Here is an 18,491-nt window from a genome sequence, read left to right as displayed (position 1 = left end):
CGAAGAAAGAGGAACCGGATCATGGCAGTCGACTCATCCAAGGCACGCGCGGTCCTGGTGACCGCCCTCGGCGTGCTCTGTCAGGGCCAGTTGGCCGCCGGGCACGCCTGGGCCGACGCCCCGGACGGCGGCATGGAGACGCACCACGGACCCTCCTTGATCACCATCGACAACTCCAATGCCGATTCCTGGCTCGAAGTCGACCGCACGGCCAATGTTCTGGCCCCCCTGAGCAAGGGCACGGCGGGCAGCGACCACGACGGCGGCGGGGGCGCGATCGACCAGAACGTGTCCGCCTCGCAGGGGGTGGGAGTCCAGGCCGCACCGGACGAACAGGCGGGCGAGGACGAGGAGGACGAGGCTCCGGGGCAGGACGCGGCACCCAGGAACACGGCGCCGGAGAGCGCGGCGACCGGAGGGGACGACGACGAGGGCGACGCGGACACCGAACGCGATGCCCGCGCCGGCGGGGCCGCGGCGTCAGGGCCGTGACGTCGGTGTCGTGACGTGAGGCCATGACGTGGAGGCCGTGACGCCGGTGTCGTGACGCAGGGATTGTGACGCCGAAGGCATGATGCCGGGGCGCGATGCCGATGCCGGGGCGACGTCGTCGGATGCCCGCCGCACCCGTCCGAGTCCTGACGGGTGCGGCTCAGAAGCGCAGGGCCGCCACCAGTGCTGTGACCGGGAAGGTTTGCCGGGCGTCGCGAGCCGGTGAACCTTCCCGGTCACAGCACTGGCCAGCGTGCGGTCCGGGCATCGATGGAGCCCAGCCCCTCGCCCGGCGTGCCCCGTGGCCTCTTCTCTCCCACCTCGCCGCCCCGCGGGTACGCCGTCGACCCCGCCGGTACGGTGAGCTGTGAGGCGGCGGACGAGGAGGACGCGGGATGAGTGGGCGTGCGGCGGAGGCGGGCCGTTGTGGAGGCCGGTTCGTTCTGCACCGGTTCAACGGGGCCGAGGTGTACCGCATCGCGTCCGCCGACATCTGGGTCTCCGTGGCTGAGGGGAGCGAGGGCCCCGTCACGCTCTGGTTCGAGATCCTGGCGGATTCCGACGGCGCCCGGCGGTGCGAGGACACGGCCGACCTGGGGATGGCGCCGTCGGCGGAGGTCGGCATCGAACTGCCCGACGTCGACGTGGACGCCCTGGTGGGGCGGGAGTTGGTGCTGCCGGGGGTGCGGAGCGACGACGAGGACTCGTGCATGTCGCTGCTCTACTACTGCGAGCACCAGCCGTTGCGCGACAACCGGATCACTGTCGTCTCCCGCGACGGGGACCGGTTCTGGCTGCGCTGGACGGCGGTGACGGAGGACGTGAACTACTACGACGGGAGCAAGCCCCCGACCCGGGTCGAGATCGAGGGCGCGTTCCTGTTCAAGAGGGCCTCCGGCTGATCCGGCCGTGACCGCGATCCGGCCCCGCCGCCCGTGCCGACGGGGCCGGGGGTGTGCGCAGCGGTGCCGGGCCGGGTCACGGCCGCCCACCGGCCCTGTCGGCCGCGCGGCCCTTGTGCGATGAGGCATCAGGCACGACGATGGCCCCCGCACAAGAATGTGACGGTGTGTCAGATTCCTGCGGTCCACGGAAGGAGGCCGTTCGGTGCCGATCACGACCACCGGGCCGCTGTCGTACGGAATGCAGCTCCCGATCCAGTCGCAGAGCGCGATCTTCGCGGAGGGGTGGGAGGCGGCGGCGACCCCCGCCGACCTCGCCGAGATCGCCCGCACCGCCGACCGCGCCGGCTTCGCCTATGTGGCGAGCTGTGACCATGTGGCGATCCCGCGACGGCTCGCCGATGCCATGGGGACCGTCTGGTACGACCCGGTCGCCACCCTCGCCTTTCTCGCCGGGATCACCGAGCGGGTGCTGCTGATGAGCCATGTGGCCGTCGTCGGTCTGCGGCATCCGCTGGTCACCGCCAAGCAGTACGCCACCCTCGACCACCTCTGCGGCGGCCGGCTGGTCCTCGGGGTCGGGGCGGGGCACGTGCCGGAGGAGTTCCGGGCGCTGGGCGCGGACTTCGAGGGGCGGGGCGGGCTGCTCGACGAGACCGTCGACGCGCTCAGGGCGGCGCTCGGGCCCGAGGAGTACCCGGAGTTCGCGGGGGAGCGCTACGCCTTCTCCGGGCTGGGCCAGCTGCCGCGCCCGGCGCAGGGGCGGGTGCCCGTCTGGGTGGGCGGTTCCTCGCCCGCCGCCGTGCGCCGGGCCGCGGTGCGGGGCGACGGCTGGCTGCCGCAGGGGGATCCCCGGGACCGGCTGCCCGCGCAGATAGCCCGGCTGAAGGAGTTGCGCGAGGCCGCGGGGATCGAGGAGCCGATCGTCGTCGGTGCGATCACCGAGCCGCTGTACGTCGGCGATCCGGGGTGGCCCGTCGGGCGGCGCACCCTCACCGGCAAGCCGCAGGCCCTCGCCGAGTCGCTGCGCGCGTACGCGGCCATGGGCGTCCACCAGATCCAGGTGCGGTTCCGCAGCCGGAGCCGCGACGAACTGACCGACCAGATGGCGGCGTTCGCCGCCGAGGTCGCACCCCACCTCGACCGGTAGCGCGACAGGCAGGAGGAATCGGACATGGGCAAGCTGGACGGGCGGACCGTACTGATCAGCGGCGCGGCGCGCGGGCAGGGCGAACAGGAGGCTCGGCTGTTCGTCGCGGAGGGCGCGCGGGTGGTGATCGGCGACGTGCTCGACGAGCAGGGCGAGGCGCTGGCCGGGGAGCTGCGCGAGAAGCACGGGAAGGACGCCGCGCGGTTCGTCCACCTGGACGTGGGTGTGGAGGACGAGTGGCGGGCCGCCGTCGCCGCCGCGAAGGACGCGTACGGGGGGATCGACGGGCTGGTCAACAACGCGGGCATCCTCAGGTTCAACGAACTGGTGAGCACGCCGCTGGAGGAGTTCCAGCAGGTCGTCCGGGTCAACCAGATCGGGGCGTTCCTCGGGATCAAGCACGTCGTGCCCGAGATCGAGGCCGCGGGCGGGGGGACCGTCGTCAACACCGCGTCGTACACGGGACTCACCGGCATGGCGTTCGTGGGCGCCTACGCCGCCACCAAGCACGCGGTCCTCGGGCTGACCCGGGTGGCGGCGATGGAACTGGCCGCCAAGAACATACGGGTCAACGCCGTCTGTCCCGGCGCCGTGGACACCGCCATGACCAATCCGGCGGCCCTGGACCCGGACGCCGACCCGGAGGAGACCGCGGCGGCGGTGGCCGAGCTGTACCGGAAGCTGGTACCGATGGGGCGGATCGGCAGGCCGCAGGAGGTGGCGGCGCTGGCACTCTTCCTGACCTCGGACGACTCCTCGTACATCACCGGGCAGCCGTTCGTCATCGACGGCGGGTGGCTGGCGGGCGTCAGCCCCTTCTGAGCGGACCCCGGCGAAGGTATCTGACGGAGCATCAGGTATTGACGGGCGCGGGAGGCGGTGGAACAGTCGGACGCATCACGATCTGACGGTACGTCAGAAAAGTCAGGGCGACTGAGGACGGTGAACCCCCTTGGAATTCGGGCTCTTTGTACAGGGGTACGTGCCCGCCGCGCGGGCCAGGACCGACCCCGAGGCAGAGCACAAGGCGCTGATCGAGGAGACCGAGTACGTCATCCAGGCGGACAAGTCCGGCTTCAAGTACGCCTGGGCCTCCGAGCACCATTTCCTGGAGGAGTACTCGCACCTCTCGGCCAACGACGTGTACCTGGGCTACCTCGCGCACGCCACCGACCGCATACACCTCGGCTCCGGCATTTTCAACCCGCTCGCCCCCGTCAACCATCCGGTCAAGGTGGCGGAGAAGGTCGCCATGCTCGACCATCTGTCCGAGGGGCGCTTCGAGTTCGGCTCCGGACGAGGGGCGGGCAGCCACGAGATCCTGGGCTTCATGCCGGGTGTCACCGACATGAACCACACCAAGGAACTCTGGGAGGAGACCATCGCGGAGTTCCCCAAGATGTGGCTCCAGGACGAGTACGTCGGCTTCCAGGGCAAGCACTGGTCGCTGCCGCCGCGCAAGATCCTGCCCAAGCCGTACGGGAAATCGCACCCGGCGATGTGGTACGCGGCCGGGTCGCCGTCCTCGTACGCCATGGCGGGCAAGAAGGGGCTCGGCGTGCTGGGCTTCAGCGTGCAGAAGGTCTCCGACATGGAGTGGGTCGTCGAGTCCTACAAGACGGCCGTCAAGGAGGCCGAGCCCGTCGGGGACTTCGTCAACGACAACGTTATGGTCACCTCCACGGCCATCTGCGCCGAGACGCACGCCAAGGCCGTCGAGATCGCGGTGGGCGGTGGGCTCAACTACCTCCAGTCGCTGTTGTTCCGCTACCACGACACCTTCCCCCGGCCCGAGGGCATTCCGGAGTGGCCCGAGCTGCTGCCGGAGTACACCGAGGAGATCATCGAGCTGTTGATCGCCGAGGAGCTGATGATCTGCGGCGACCCGGACGAGGTGCTGGGCCAGTGCAGGCGCTGGGAGCAGGCGGGCGCGGACCAGCTGAGCTTCGGGCTGCCGATCGGGATCGGTCGCGAGGACACGCTGAACTCGATCCGGCTGATCGGTGAGCACGTGATCCCGAAGATCGACACGGACCCGGTGCACCGGACCTCACGGTTCCGGGCCGCGGGGCGCGCGTAGCGCGCGGGGCGCGTGTGGCGTGCGGGGCGGGGCGGGTGCGTGTCGCCTGCGGCGGGGCTGTTCCCCTGCCCGCCCCTTCCCGCAACCGGGGGTTCTGCCCCGGAACCCCCGCCCCTCAATCGCCGGAGGGGCTGAGAAGGGGTCCTCGGAGGGGCTGAGAGGGGCCCCCGCCGAAATCCGCGGCGTCTTCCCGGACCGCCGCTCCGTGGAGCCGGGGTGTGCGCCGCGGCCGTGCGCACCCCGGCTGCACATCCACCGCTGCAGGTCCACCACAGAAGGGAACCCGTCATGCTCGACCACCTCATCCGCGGAGCGACCGTCGTGGACGGCACCGGCGGCCCCTCGTACCGCGCCGACGTCGGCATCCGCGACGGCCGCATCGCCGTCGTCGCCGAACCGGACACCCTCACCGAGGAGGCCGTCACCAGCGAGGACGCCACCGGACTCGTCCTCGCCCCCGGTTTCGTCGACCCGCACACCCACTACGACGCCCAGCTGTTCTGGGACCCGTACGCCACCCCGTCCATGAACCACGGCGTCACCACCGTCGTCGGCGGCAACTGCGGGTTCACCCTCGCCCCGCTCCACCCCGGACGCCCGGAGGACGCCGACTACACCCGCCGCATGATGGCGCGGGTGGAGGGCATGGCCCTGGCGGCGCTGGAGGAGGGCGTCGACTGGTCCTGGTCCAGCTTCCGCGAGTACCTCGACGCGCTCGAAGGACGGATCGCCGTCAACGCCGGGTTCATGGTCGGCCACTGCGCCCTGCGCAGGCACGTCATGGGTGCCGACGCGATCGGCGGACAGCCCACGCCCGAACAGCTCGACGCCATGCTCGCGCTGTTCCACGACGCCATGGACGCCGGGGCCTGGGGACTGTCCAGCACCCAGTCCTCCACCCACTCCGACGGCGACGGGAAGCCGGTCGCCTCCCGGCACGCCCTCCCCGAGGAACTCCTCTCCCTCGCCCGCGCCGTCGGCGAGCACGAGGGCACCCAGCTCGAAGCGATCGTGGCGGGCTGCCTCGACCAGTTCTCCGACGAGGAGATCGACCTCCTCGTCGACCTGACGGCCGCCGCCGGGCGCCCGCTGAACTGGAACGTCCTCACCATCGACGCCGCCGTCCCCGAACGCGTGCCCCGCCAGCTCGTCCCCAGCGAACGCGCCCGCCGGGCCGGGGGCCGGATCGTCGCGCTCACCATGCCGATCCTCACGCCCATGAACATGTCGCTCGGCACGTTCTGCGCCCTCAACCTCATACCCGGCTGGGGCGAGATCCTCGCCCTGCCCGTCCCCGAACGCGTCGAACGGCTCCGCGACCCCGTCACCCGCGCCGAGATGCTGCGTCGCGCGGACAGCAAGGAGGCCGGGGTCTTCCGCCGCCTCGCCGACTTCGGCCGGTACGTCATCGGGGACACCTACAGCGCCGCCAACGAAGGGCTGACCGGCCGGGTCGTCGGCGACATCGCCGCCGAACGCGGTCAGGACCCCTTCCACTGCCTGGTCGAGATCTGCGCCGAGGACGACCTGCGCACCGTGCTGTGGCCGATGCCCACGGACAACGACCCCGCCTCCTGGGAGCTGCGCCGGCAGACCTGGGAGCACGAGGACGTCCTGCTCGGCGGCTCCGACGCGGGCGCCCACCTGGACCGCATGTGCGGCGCCCCGTACACCACCCGGTTCCTCGGGGACTGCCTGCGCCGACGCGGGCTCGTGCCCCTGGAACAGGCGGTCAGGATGCTCACGGACGACCCGGCCCGGCTGTTCGGGCTGCGCGAGCGGGGGCGGATCGAGGAGGGCTTCCACGCCGACCTCGTCCTCTTCGACCCCGAACGCGTCGACGCCGGACCCGCCACCCTCGTCCACGACCTGCCCGGCGACAGCCCCCGCCTCGACTCCAGGGCCATCGGCATCGTGTCGGTCCGTGTCAACGGGGTCGAGACCCTGCGCGACGACAAGGTGACCGGCGCGGTCCCCGGCACGGTGCTCCGCTCCGGCCGCGACACCCGGACGGTGAGCACCGCATGAGCGACGGAAACCGGACGGAGCGGCGCCTCTTCATCGGCGGCCGGTGGACCGAACCGGACCACGGACACTACGAGATCGTGAACCCGGCCACCGAGGAGGTCGTCGGCCTCGCTCCCGAGGCGAGCCGCGAGCAGGTGCACGCGGCGGCCACCGCCGCGCGCGAGGCGCTGGACGGCTGGTCGCGCACCCGCCCCGAGGAGCGGGCCGCGATCCTGGACCGCGCCGCCGACCTGATGCTGCGCGACCTCCGGGCCCATGCCGCGCTCGCCCAGGCGGAGAGCGGAGCCACGACGGGAACCGCCCGGGGCATGCAGGTCGCCGTCGGCGCCGCCCGCTTCCGCCGGTACGCCAGGGGTGCCCTGGAACCGATCGAGGAGCCGGTCATGCCGCAGGTCAACGAGGCCGGGCCGATGGGCCGGGCGGGCGTCTTAGGAGCGCTCGCCGTGCGTCAGCCCGTGGGCGTCGTCACCTGTATCACCTCGTACAACAACCCCTGGGCCAACCCGGCCGGGAAGATCGCCCCCGCGCTGGCCATGGGCAACACGGTCGTCGTGAAGCCCGCCCCGCAGGACCCGCTCTCCGTCTACCGGATGACCGAGGCGCTGGAGGCGGCGGGTGTCCCGGCGGGCGTCGTCAACGTCGTCACCGGTTCCGGCCCCGAGGCGGGCGAGGCAGCCGTCGACGCGCCGGACGTCGACATGGTCAGCTTCACCGGTTCCACCGCCGTCGGCCGGCGCATCGGCGAGGTCTGCGGGCGCGCCATGAAGCGGCAGCTGATGGAGCTGGGCGGGAAGGGGGCCGCCGTCGTGCTGGACGACGCCGACCTCGATTCCGCCGCCGCGGGCATCGGCACCACCTTCTCCTTCTACAGCGGCCAGATCTGCACCGCGCCGACCCGGGTGCTCGTCCAGCGCGGTGTCCACGACGCTCTGCTCGGCAGGCTCGCCGCGTACGCGGACCGGCTGACGGTGGGCGATCCCACGGACCGGGGCACGGTCGTCGGCCCGGTCATCTCCGCAGCCCACCGCGACCGCATCGAGTCGTACGTCGAACTCGGCCGCAAGGAGGGCGCGCGCATCGTCACCGGGGGCGAGCGTCCCTCCGGCCGCGGATTCGAGCGGGGCTTCCACGTCGCCCCCACCCTCCTCGCCGACTGCACCAACGACATGCGCGTCGTCCGCGAGGAGATCTTCGGTCCGGTCGTCGTGGTCGTCCCCTTCGACGACGAGGAGGAGGGCATCGCGCTGGCCAACGACAGCGACTACGGACTGATCGACTACGTCTGGTCCTCGGACGTGGCCCGGGCCTTCCGGATCGCCCGCCGGCTGCGCGCCGGAGGGGTCGGGGTGAACACCGTCGGACGGAACATGGAGGCCCCGTTCGGAGGGTTCAAGAAGAGCGGGGTGGGCCGCGACGTCGGCTCGTACGCACTGCACGCGTACAGCGAGCTCCAGGCGATCGTCTGGCCCGGCTGAGGCCCCGTACCACCATGGGTGTCCGCTCAGCGGACACCCATGGGAAATTTTTGAATGCACACAAAACGGACAGTACTGCGATTCCCGTACGACGCTGCAAGTCGAGTCGACCTTCACATTGGATGGCGTTACGGGGCGTGCGCCTTTGATTGAGGTCAACTTCGCCCGCCTGTAACGAGAAATTCAAGGGCGAGGTGACGGAGTCTCATCATCCGGATGTGGAAATCGCAGGGCTTAACGTCCTTTCCATGACACAGCTGGACGTGCGGCCGCGGGCCGGAGACACGGTAAGGGGAGCCGCCCCGGCCGACGGCGGTGCGCGCGGCGACGGAGTACGCGGCAAGGGCCTGGGCGGGAACTCCGTCGGCCTGATGGGAAGCGCCGTCATCGGCGTCTCCACCGTCGCACCCGTCTACTGCCTCACCTCCACCCTCGGTTCCACCGCGGGCGAGGTCGGGGTGCAGATGCCCGCCGTCTTCCTGGCCGGTTTCCTGCCGATGCTGCTCGTCGCCTTCGCGTACCGCGAGCTGAACAAGGCCGTGCCCGACTGCGGAACCTCCTTCACCTGGACGGTGAAGGCTTTCGGCCCGCGCGTCGGCTGGATGTGCGGCTGGGGCCTGGTCATCGCGACGATCATCGTCCTGTCCAACCTGGCGGGCGTCGCGACCTCGTACTTCTGGCTCCTCGCGGGCGAGGTCACGGGCAACTCCTCGATCGCCGCCCTGGACGACAGCAAGCCCGTCCACATCCTCACCTGTCTGACCCTGATCGCGGTCGCCACGGCGATCAGCTACCGGGGCATGACCGCCACCAAGGGCGTCCAGTACACCCTGGTCGGCCTCCAGCTCGTCGTTCTCGCGGTGTTCGTGACGATGGCGGTGCAGAAGGCGGGCAGCGGCGAGTTCGCCACCTCGCTGGACTTCTCGTGGTCCTGGCTGAACCCGTTCGCGGTGCAGTCCTTCGCGGCGTTCACGGCGGGACTGTCGCTGTCGATCTTCATGTTCTGGGGCTGGGACGCCTGTCTGACCGCCAACGAGGAGACCGTCGGCAGCGAGAAGACCCCCGGCCGCGCCGCCCTCATCGCGATGGTCGTGCTCGTCGGCTCCTACCTGGCGACGGGTGTCGCCGCCCAGATGGCCGTCGGTTCCGGCCGTTCCGGCCTGGGCCTGGCCAACCCGGACACCTCCGACAACGTCTTCGCCGCGCTCGCCGGTCCGGTGATGGGCCCCGGCCTCGGGATCCTGCTGTTCGTCGCCGTCCTGGCCTCCGCCGCCGCGAGCCTCCAGACCACCTTCATCCCGGTGGCCCGTACGGTCCTGGCGATGTCCACGTACGAGGCCCTGCCCGCCTCGTACGCCCGCGTCCACCCCCGCTTCCGGACCCCGGGCAGGGCCACCGTCACGGCGGGCGTGGCGACCGGCATCTTCTACACGGTCATGACCCTGGTCAGCGAGCACGTCCTGGTCGACACGATCTACGCGCTCGGCCTCATGATCTGCTTCTACTACGCGCTGACGGCCTTCGCCTGTGCCTGGTACTTCCGCGCCGACCTGACCCGCTCCTTCCGTGACCTGGCCTTCAAGGGCCTGTTCCCGGTCGTCGGCGGCATCCTGCTCAGCGCGGTCTTCGTCAAGACCCTGTGCGACATGTGGAACCCGGCGTACGGCTCCGGCTCGTCCGTCCTCGGGGTCGGCTCGGTGTTCGTGATCGGCGTCGGACTGCTGCTGCTCGGCCTGGTGCTGATGCTCGTGATGCAGCGCCGCAGCCCGGCCTTCTTCCGCGGCGAGGTGCTGACCAAGGAGACCCCGGCGCTGGTCGTGGCGGACTGAGGCCCCGGGGCGGGGGCGTTCCCGGGCCATCGTCGTCCGGCCCGGCGCTGCTCGGGCCGATGTCCCCGGCCGGCCTTTCCGGGGCGGCGTCACCCGGTCCGGCGCTGCCGGGGCCGACGTACCCGGCCGACCCTTCCGGGCCGGCGTTCGCGGAGCCGGCCGTTCCTGGGGCCCGCCTCACGCGGCGTGCTCGATGACGTCCTCCACGACGTGCTTGTCCAGGGCGGCCCGCACCAGGGCCGCCGCGAGCACCGCCGTCCCGTCCTCGGGCCCGGTCCCGGTGGCGTCCCGCGACGCCTGCCCGCCCCGGCGGCCCCGCCCGGCCCGTCCGCCGTGCTCCGCCTCCTCGGCCAGCCGTGCGAGCTCCGCCGGTGAGGTGGGAAGCCCGAGCCTCTCCGCGCCCTGGAGGGCCTTCCCGTCCACGAAGGGCGCCGTCTCCGGCCATACGGCCTGCACCTCGCGCAGGAAGATGTCCGCCCCGGACGGTCCGATGCCCGGGGTCCGGCGCAGCCCGGCCCGCAGTACGTCCAGATCCCCGTCGGCCTCCGCGCGCAGCCGCCGCAGATCACCCCCGTAGTCGTCGAGCAGGCGCTCCGCGCCCTCGCCGAGCTGGGTGGCGGTCCGCTCGTCGTAGCGCCGGTAGCCGCCCTCGCCCAGCGCGTCGACCCGTTCCTGCCAGGTCGCGTCCCGCATCCGGTCCGGGGAGCGCAGGCCGTGGGCGAACAGCGCGCGGGCCGCCGCCACCGCCGCCGACGCCCGGATGCGGGCGCTGAGCAGATCGCTGAGCACCAGGAGCTGGTACAGCGGCTGCGGGGTGTTCCGCAGCCGGATGCCGGCCTCGGCCGCGTACGTGGTCCCGTGGCGGTCGAGCAGGGCTTCCACGGTCTCGCGGGCGGTCGGGGCGTCGCGCGCGGTCATGGGGCCCCGCCTCCTTCCTCGGCGGCGACCTGCGCCAGGGTGCGGCCGGTACGGGCGGAGCGGGCCAGGTACGGGTCGGGGGTGTCCGGTCCGTCGTGCGTGGCCTGCCCGTCCCTGGCCTTGATCAGCAGCCACACCTCCTCGCCCGGAACGTCGTGCCCGCTGCCGCCCTTGAAACGGGTCAGGGCGAACTCGCCGTGCAGCTTGGTGCCGTCCAGCCAGAAGGTGGCGTGCCCTTCCTCCAGCGCCTGCTCGAACGGCACGGGGGTGCCCCATCGGTCGTGGCTGAGCGGGTGGTAGATGCCCTGGTCCCAGACGATCACCGTGCCGCCGCCGTACCGGCCCTTCGTGATGACGCCCTCGAAGGTGCGGTACTCCAGCGGATGGTCCTGCGTGGCGACGGCCAGCCGCCGCTCGCGCGGATTCTCCGAGGGGCCGCGCGGCACCGCCCACGACTTCAGCACGCCGCCGACCTCCAGCCGGAAGTCGAAGTGCATGCGCCGCGCCTGGTGGATCTGCACGACGAAACAGGGCGCCGACGCCGCCGACGCCCCGGAGCGCCATGCTCCTCGCCGCGCCGTTCCGGCGTGCCGTGCGTCCCCGGAGCGTCCGCCGGAGGGTCGGAGCCGCTCGTCTCCCGCGCCGGTCGTGTTCATCCCGACACCTCCTCCGGAAGCCCCCGGTGCCCCTTCTTCCACTGTGACCCCCCTGGCGGCGAGGCGCACCGGGTCCGGGAAGTGGTGCACCGGGTACGGGAAGCGGGCTGCACCGGGTACGGGAAGCGGGCCGCACCGGGTACGGGAAGCGAGGCACGCCGGGCGTGGGAAGCGGGCACACCGAATTCGAAAACTTAGGGTAGGCACACCTAAATTACTCTAGGGTGTTTCCCATGGACCGCTGGGATCTGGTGGGTGTCGCCCTCACCTCCGCGCTCGTTCTGGTCGCACTGTTCACCGTGGTCGTCCTCGGGGCCCTCCTCGTGGCCCGTGACGCCCTGCTCGCGGACTATCCACAGGCGATCCGGGAGCGGTACGGGAGCCGGAGCGAGCGCGGAAGGCGCGTCGCCGCCGCGGCCGGGCTGCTGAACGCGCTGGTGTTCGTCGCGGTGCCCGTGGGCGGCGTGCTCGCGCTGCGCGACCGGGCGGACGGTCCGCTGGGCTTCTGGCCGCCCTTCGCCCTCGGTGCGTTCTGCTTCCTCGCCCTCGTGCTCTTCGACCTGCTGGTTCTGGACTGGTGGCTGTTCTGTCGGGTGCAGCCGCGTTTCATGGTGCTGCCCGGCACCGAAGGCATGCCCCAGTACCGCGACTTCGCCTTCCACGTACGCGTCCTCGTCCCCCGGCCGGTGCCGTGGCCGCTGCTCGCGGTTCCCGGCTACGGGGCGGGTGCGGGAGCGGTCACCTGCCTCGTCGAGGCCGTGATGAGCTGAGAGACCGTCATGAGCCGACGGATGCGCTCGGTTTCGCGCGTCGTACGGCATACGTTGGGGCCGTCACCGGACCGACCACGACGGAGGTGTCCTTTCCCATGCGGATCGCCACGACGATCTTCCTCACCGATGAGACGATCACGCCGCTGAGGCTCGCCCGTGAGCTCGAACAGCGCGGGTTCTCCGGGCTCTACCTGCCCGAGCACACCCACATCCCGGTGAGCAGGGAGACCCCCGCCCCCATGGGCGGCGAACTCCCGTCCGAGTACGGCCGCACCCTGGACCCCTTCGTGGCCCTCGCCCAGGCCGCCGCCGTCACCGAACGCCTCGACCTCGGCACCGGCATCACGCTCGTCGCCCAGCACGACCCGATCGACCTGGCGAAGCGGATCGCCACCCTCGACCACCTCTCCGGCGGCCGGTTCACGCTGGGCGTCGGCTACGGCTGGAACGTCGAGGAGGCCGCCGACCACGGGGTGGACTGGCCGGCCCGCCGCGCGCTCACCCACGACCGTCTGGCCCTGATGCAGGCCCTGTGGGAGGACGAACCGACCGCGTACGAGGGTGAGTTCGGCTCGGTCCGGGCCAGTCACGCGTACCCCAAGCCGGTGCAGCGTCCGCGCGGCCCCGTGAACGGCCCCCGCACGCTGTTCGGCGGCGCGGCGGGCCCGAAGCTGTTCGACCGCATCGCTCGGCACGCCGACGGCTGGCTCCCGATCGGCGGAGGCGGCCTCACGGAGTCGCTGCCGAAGCTGCGCACCGCCTGGGAGGCGGCCGGCCGCGACCCGAAGCAGCTCCACGTGGTCCCGTACGCGGTGGTCCCGAACCGGGGGAAGCTGACGCACTACGCGGACCTCGGCATCGAGGAGGTCGTGCTGCAACTGCCGCCCGCGGGGGAGGCGGAGGTGCTCCGGGCGCTGGACGCGTACGCGGAGTTCCTGTGACCGCGCCCGTACCCGTGTTCGTGTCCGTGCCCGTGTCCGTGCCCGTGTCCGTGCCCGTGTCCGTTTGACGGCCCGGCTCCGTCCCCGTTCGGTCCGCTTCTCGTGGTGATCCGGCTCCCGGCCCCGGTCGCCGCCACCGTCCCCTGTCGGGCGGCGGCGACCGGGGCCGGTCCGCGTCACAGCACGAGCAGGGCCCGTACGGGGACGGCGGTGCCCGCCAGGGGGCGCACCGCCATCCGCATCAGCGCGAGGGCGTTGTCGTCCCCCGCGATGCGGTTGGCGCTCAGCTCGCCGCAGGACAGACACTCGTGGATGAGCGCCCACTCCCCGTCCGGGCGGACGGACAGGCTCAGCGCCGCCATCCTGCCGCGGCACTCCGATGCCCGGTCGCCCGGTATCCGACGGTCGACGTGCAGGCTGGTCAGGCAGTGCGGGCAGTGGTTGCGGTGGGCGGTGCCCGGTGCGCTCAGCGGCACGTCGAGCCGGCAGCCGACGCAGCGGAACGCGTCGCCCCGGGCGCCGTCCGGGCCGTGCAGGACGTCCTTGCGGCGCTGCGGCCGGTGAGGGGCCGATCGACGCGGTCTACGTCGTGGCATGGCGGGACCTCCGCCCTCTCCTCGGTAGCGGCCGGGCGGTCACAGGTCACCGAACGCTTCGAGCGGGAAGGGCGGTTGGGCCAACGGGCGCACGGCCATCCGCATCAGGATGAGCTGGTTGTCGTCCCCGCAGACCGGGTTGGAGGTCAGCTCGTCGCAGCGGGTGCAGCGGTGGATGACCATCCAGTCGCCGGTGCGCAGTACCGCGATGGAGATCGGGGTCATGCGGCCCCCGCAGTCGGACGGTCCGCCCTCGACGTGATCGAGGCAGTGCTGCGAGTGCAGGCAGCTGGGGCAGTGGTTGCGGCGGCTGCCGTCCGGGGCGAGCGTGGCGACGGTCAGCCCGCACCACAGGCAGGTGAAGGTGCCGGTTCTCAGGACGGCACCGGCGCCGTGACCGTGCGGGACGGGCGTGGACGAGGAGGAGGTGGAAGACGCGGAAGACGTGGACGAGCGGTGGCGGGGATGCTTGGTGGACACCCGGTGTTCTCCTTGCCGAAGAGGATGAGCAATGCAGCAGGGAAGGGCCGAGTCGCCCTCGCGGGGCATGGAACCGGAGAACCACGACATCCGCACAGCAGGACGTGTCGGCGCACGGAAGCGAAGCGAAACCGTGCGGAAGCGAAGCCACGTATCAGTGGGATCGCACGCCGACATCACCGCGTGTCAGCGGGGCCTCGTGCCCGAGGACCTCGCGTCGGCGGGACCGTGTGTCAGGCCGTGTGTCAGTGGGGTGCCGCGAGGTGCCGCGGGAGTGCGGGCACACGCGGGTCCGGTCGCCCCGACGCCCTGGGAGCGCGACGAGGGAGGCTCGGAACCACTGGCCGGGGCATACATCAACTACTTTCCAGGGCAAGCGCCCACAGGTCATCCACGGTCGACACCGTGGCCGGGTCCGGGCACGGTAACAACGCGTCCGGTTCCCGAGCCACCGGTTTTACGACGTGCTCCGCGGGGTGCTTCACGGCGCCGGGCCGCGGCGCCCACCCCCGTCGGGGGCCCGCCCGGCCGGGAACTCGCCCCGCCGAGGCCCTGGTCCGGGGCGCGGCTCTCGCTCGTATGCTCGGTCCATGACCGATCCCCAGAGCGGACGCCCGACCACCAACGCCATGCGGCGCGCACTGAAACGCGCTCGTGACGGCGTCGCCCTCGACGTCACCGAGGCCGCGGTGCTGCTCCAGGCACGGGGCGACGACCTGACGGATCTGGCCGCGTCGGCGGCCCGGGTGCGCGACGCCGGTCTCGAAGCCGCCGGACGGCCCGGGGTCATCACATACTCGCGCAAGGTCTTCATCCCGCTGACCCGGCTCTGCCGCGACAGGTGCCACTACTGCACGTTCGTCACCGTCCCGGGCAAGCTCCGGCGCGCCGGCCACGGGATGTTCCTGTCGCCCGACGAGGTGCTGGCCATCGCCCGTGAGGGCGCGGCCCTGGGCTGCAAGGAAGCGCTGTTCACGCTGGGCGACCGGCCCGAGGACCGCTGGCCCGAGGCCCGGGAGTGGCTGGAGGCCGAGGGATACGACGACACCCTCGCGTACGTACGCGCCATGGCGATCCGGGTCCTGGAGGAGACCGGCCTCCTGCCGCACCTCAACCCCGGCGTGCTGACCTGGACCGACCTCCAGCGCCTCAAGCCGGTCGCCCCCTCCATGGGCATGATGCTGGAGACGACCGCGACCCGCCTGTGGTCCGAGCCGGGCGGCCCGCACCACGGCTCCCCGGACAAAGAACCCGCCGTACGCCTGCGCGTCCTGGAGGACGCGGGCCGCTCCAACGTCCCGTTCACCACCGGCGTCCTGATCGGCATCGGCGAGACGTACGAGGAACGCGCCGACGCCCTCTTCGAGCTCCGCCGGACCGCCCGCGCCTACCACGGCATCCAGGAAGTCATCGTCCAGAACTTCCGCGCCAAGCCGGACACGGCGATGCGCGGCATGCCGGACGCCGAGCTGGAGGAACTCGCCGCGGCCATCGCCGTCGCCCGGCACATCCTCGGCCCGTCCGCCCGCATCCAGGCCCCGCCCAATCTCGTCGACGCCGAGTACGCGCTGCTCATCGGCGCGGGCATCGACGACTGGGGCGGCGTCTCCCCGCTCACCCCCGACCACGTCAACCCCGAACGCCCCTGGCCGCACATCGACGAACTCGCGGCCAGGACCGCCGAGTCGGGCTTCACGCTGCGCGAACGTCTCACCGTCTACCCGGAGTTCATCCGGCGCGGCGAACCCTGGCTCGACCCGCGCCTCCTCCCGCACGTCCGCGCCCTTGCCGACCCGGAGACGGGGCTGGCGAAGGAGGGAGCGATCCCGTCCGGTCTGCCCTGGCAGGAACCCGACGAGGAGTTCGGCGCCACCGGCCGCACCGACCTGCACCGCACCATCGACACCGAGGGCCGCACCGGCGACCGCCGCGAGGACTTCGACGAGGTGTACGGGGACTGGGACGCGCTGCGCGAGGCCGCCGCCCCCGGCATGGTCCCGTCCCGCATCGACACCGATGTGCGCGAGGCGCTGAGCCAGGCGGCCGACGACCCGACGAGGCTCACCGACGACCAGGCGCTAGCCCTGCTCCACGCCGACGGCCCGGCCCTCGACGAACTGTGCCGGATCGCGGACACCCTGCGCCGGGACGTCGTCGGCGACGATGTCACGTACATCGTCACCAGGAACATCAACTTCACCAACGTCTGCTACACCGGCTGCCGTTTCTGCGCCTTCGCGCAGCGGCGCACCGACGCCGACGCGTACACCCTCTCCCTGGGCCAGGTCGCGGACCGGGCCGCGCAGGCGTGGGACGTCGGCGCCGTCGAGGTCTGCATGCAGGGTGGCATCCACCCCGACCTGCCCGGCACCGCGTACTTCGACATCGCCCGCGCGGTGCGGGAACGCGTCCCCGGCATGCACGTGCACGCCTTCTCCCCGATGGAGGTCGTCAACGGGGCCACCCGCACCGGCATGTCCATCCGCGACTGGCTGATCGCCGCGAAGGAGGCCGGGCTCGGGTCGATCCCCGGCACCGCGGCCGAGATCCTGGACGACGAGGTCCGTTGGGTCCTCACCAAGGGCAAGCTGCCCACCGCCACCTGGCTGGAGGTCATCCGCACCGCCCACGAGGTGGGCCTGCGCTCCTCCTCCACCATGATGTACGGACACGTCGACCAGCCCCGGCACTGGCTCGGCCACCTGCGGACCCTCGCCGAACTCCAGCAGGAGACCGGCGGGTTCACCGAATTCGTCACCCTCCCGTTCATCCACACCAACGCCCCGGTCTATCTGGCGGGCATCGCCCGCCCCGGCCCCACCGACCGCGACAACCGGGCCGTCACCGCCATGGCCCGGCTGCTGCTCCACCCGCACATCACCAACATCCAGACCAGTTGGGTGAAGCTCGGCACGGAGGGCGCGGCGGAGATGCTGCGCTCCGGCGCGAACGACCTGGGCGGCACGCTGATGGAGGAGACCATCTCCCGTATGGCCGGGTCGGGTTACGGCTCGTACCGGTCGATCCAGGACCTGGTCGCCATCGCCGAACTGGCCGGCCGCCCGGCGAAGCCGCGTACGACGCTGTACGGCGAGGTGCCCGAGGAACGGGTGGCGGCGGCCACCGCGTCCGACGGCCACCTCCCGGAACTGCTGCCCGTGCTGCCGGACTGAGCCGGGCGCCTTCGGCCCGGCCCGGAGGCCATCGGACGGAACGAGCGCCTGCCAGGCCGACACGAGCCCCTGTCGGGCCGACACGAGCCCCTGTCGGGCCGATACGAGCCCCTGTCGGGCCGATACGAGCGCCTGTCGGGCCCCGTCGGCCCCATCGGCGCCGGAGGCCCTGGAGGTCCCGTCAGCCCTTGAGGTCCCGGGGCCGGGCCTGGGACAGGGCCTGCCGCAGCCGCTCGGCCTCGGGCAGCCCGCTCGGGCCCGAGCCGTCCGGGTCCCGGTACAGCCGGCAGGCGAGCCCGGAAGGGCGGCCGGGCTCGGCGAAGGGGTCGCGGCCGTCGATCAGGAAGGTGGGGGAGCCGGTGAACGCGACCGCCTCGGCCTCCGCCCGGTCCGCGATCACCCGCGTGGAGAAGCCGGTGTCGTGCAGCCCCATGTCGTCGAGCACCTGACGCAGCAGCTCGGCCGCGGGCCCGGTGTTCGGGCAGTCCGGTACGACCAGGATCTCGATGTCCATGACCTCGGCGTCCACGCCCTCGGCCTCCCTGTCCTCAGCGTCCATGCCTCCAGCATCGCGCATCCCGCACCGGGGCGCGGCTGCCCCACCCGCCGCCGAGGCACGAGCCCGGCGATCAACGGCCCCCGTCGGGCCGGGACAAATGGTTCCCGTGTCCGTTCCCGCAGCCGCGTCCAGCCACTCCACCCAGCCCCCTTCCCGCTCCCACTTCCGGCCCCGCTCCCACTTCCGGCCCTGCACCCTCACCCGCTCGCGCCGGTGGCGGGTTTCGGGACAGGGGCCGTGACCCTGCTCGGCCCACTGCTGCCGTTCTGCATGGGCGTGTTCGCCCTGCTCTCCTCGGCGGTACGGCGCCGACTCGGCGAGGAACGCTGCCTGCTCGTGGCCAGTGTCCTGCTGCTCGCGGGGGGCGGTCGTCCGCATGCTGAGAATGCCCGGACTGGGCCTCCTCGCCCGCCTCCGCGCCGGTCACGACGGGCGGCCC

16 protein-coding genes are annotated in these 18,491 nt (G+C 72.1%); 11 read left to right on the top strand and 5 right to left on the bottom strand.

All coding sequences use genetic code 11. The features are described 5' to 3' along the window. The first annotated feature begins 21 nt into the window (after positions 1-21). The 8 genes from AMK22_RS20870 (at position 22) to AMK22_RS20835 (ending at position 9,956) form a co-directional block, all read left to right on the top strand. Positions 22-492: a hypothetical protein gene (locus AMK22_RS20870; RefSeq protein WP_073787120.1), complete on the top strand. Its 471-nt coding sequence runs from the start codon at positions 22-24 to the stop codon at positions 490-492. Positions 493-887: 395 nt separating this feature from the next. Continuing rightward, positions 888-1,394: a hypothetical protein gene (locus tag AMK22_RS20865; protein ID WP_073787118.1), complete on the top strand. Its 507-nt coding sequence runs from the start codon at positions 888-890 to the stop codon at positions 1,392-1,394. A 241-nt stretch (positions 1,395-1,635) separates the two neighbouring features. After that, entirely contained in the window at positions 1,636-2,544 is a 909-nt protein-coding gene (locus AMK22_RS20860; protein ID WP_073787272.1) for a TIGR03619 family F420-dependent LLM class oxidoreductase, read from the top strand. A gap of 24 nt (positions 2,545-2,568) precedes the next feature. After that, entirely contained in the window at positions 2,569-3,366 is a 798-nt protein-coding gene (locus AMK22_RS20855) for an SDR family NAD(P)-dependent oxidoreductase (RefSeq protein WP_073787116.1), read from the top strand. A gap of 130 nt (positions 3,367-3,496) precedes the next feature. Next, positions 3,497-4,624, top strand: a complete 1,128-nt coding sequence (locus AMK22_RS20850) for an LLM class flavin-dependent oxidoreductase (protein WP_073787114.1) — start codon at positions 3,497-3,499, stop codon at positions 4,622-4,624. A gap of 288 nt (positions 4,625-4,912) precedes the next feature. After that, positions 4,913-6,652 (top strand): N-acyl-D-amino-acid deacylase family protein, encoded by a 1,740-nt coding sequence (locus AMK22_RS20845; RefSeq protein ID WP_073787112.1) that lies wholly within the window; start codon positions 4,913-4,915, stop codon positions 6,650-6,652. Then, a complete protein-coding gene (locus tag AMK22_RS20840; RefSeq protein WP_073787111.1) occupies positions 6,649-8,127 on the top strand; it encodes an aldehyde dehydrogenase family protein in 1,479 nt (492 codons plus the stop codon). The genes AMK22_RS20845 and AMK22_RS20840 overlap by 4 nt, the downstream gene beginning before the upstream one ends. Positions 8,128-8,375: 248 nt before the next feature. Further along, entirely contained in the window at positions 8,376-9,956 is a 1,581-nt protein-coding gene (locus AMK22_RS20835) for an APC family permease (protein ID WP_073787109.1), read from the top strand. 177 nt (positions 9,957-10,133) lie between these two features. Here the strand turns inward: AMK22_RS20835 and AMK22_RS20830 are convergent, their stop codons facing one another. Further along, positions 10,134-10,874, bottom strand: a complete 741-nt coding sequence (locus AMK22_RS20830; RefSeq protein ID WP_073787107.1) for an endonuclease — start codon at positions 10,872-10,874, stop codon at positions 10,134-10,136. After that, a complete protein-coding gene (locus AMK22_RS20825) occupies positions 10,871-11,530 on the bottom strand; it encodes a DNA polymerase ligase N-terminal domain-containing protein (RefSeq protein ID WP_079186306.1) in 660 nt (219 codons plus the stop codon). The genes AMK22_RS20830 and AMK22_RS20825 overlap by 4 nt, the downstream gene beginning before the upstream one ends. Positions 11,531-11,763: 233 nt before the next feature. On the opposite strand from AMK22_RS20825, the gene AMK22_RS20820 reads away from it, so the two are divergent. Further along, entirely contained in the window at positions 11,764-12,300 is a 537-nt protein-coding gene (locus tag AMK22_RS20820; RefSeq protein WP_073787105.1) for an NADH dehydrogenase, read from the top strand. 98 nt (positions 12,301-12,398) lie between these two features. Then, complete coding sequence (locus tag AMK22_RS20815; RefSeq protein ID WP_073787103.1) at positions 12,399-13,244, top strand: LLM class F420-dependent oxidoreductase; 846 nt, start codon at positions 12,399-12,401, stop codon at positions 13,242-13,244. A 176-nt stretch (positions 13,245-13,420) separates the two neighbouring features. Here AMK22_RS20815 and AMK22_RS20805 read toward each other — a convergent pair whose 3' ends face one another. Together AMK22_RS20805 and AMK22_RS20800 are read right to left on the bottom strand one after the other, a co-directional pair. Continuing rightward, entirely contained in the window at positions 13,421-13,840 is a 420-nt protein-coding gene (locus AMK22_RS20805) for an RNHCP domain-containing protein (protein ID WP_073787099.1), read from the bottom strand. 39 nt (positions 13,841-13,879) lie between these two features. Further along, entirely contained in the window at positions 13,880-14,218 is a 339-nt protein-coding gene (locus tag AMK22_RS20800) for an RNHCP domain-containing protein (RefSeq protein ID WP_073787268.1), read from the bottom strand. 692 nt (positions 14,219-14,910) lie between these two features. On the opposite strand from AMK22_RS20800, the gene AMK22_RS20795 reads away from it, so the two are divergent. After that, positions 14,911-17,493: a bifunctional FO biosynthesis protein CofGH gene (locus AMK22_RS20795; protein WP_073787097.1), complete on the top strand. Its 2,583-nt coding sequence runs from the start codon at positions 14,911-14,913 to the stop codon at positions 17,491-17,493. Between the two features lie 181 nt (positions 17,494-17,674). On the opposite strand, the gene AMK22_RS20790 is transcribed toward AMK22_RS20795, so the two are convergent. Continuing rightward, a complete protein-coding gene (locus tag AMK22_RS20790) occupies positions 17,675-18,052 on the bottom strand; it encodes a hypothetical protein (RefSeq protein ID WP_242434072.1) in 378 nt (125 codons plus the stop codon). Positions 18,053-18,491 lie beyond the last annotated feature (439 nt).

Source organism: Streptomyces sp. CB01580 (assembly GCF_001905795.1).
Lineage (GTDB): Bacteria > Actinomycetota > Actinomycetes > Streptomycetales > Streptomycetaceae > Streptomyces.
This window is presented reverse-complemented; position numbering and strand designations above follow the sequence as displayed.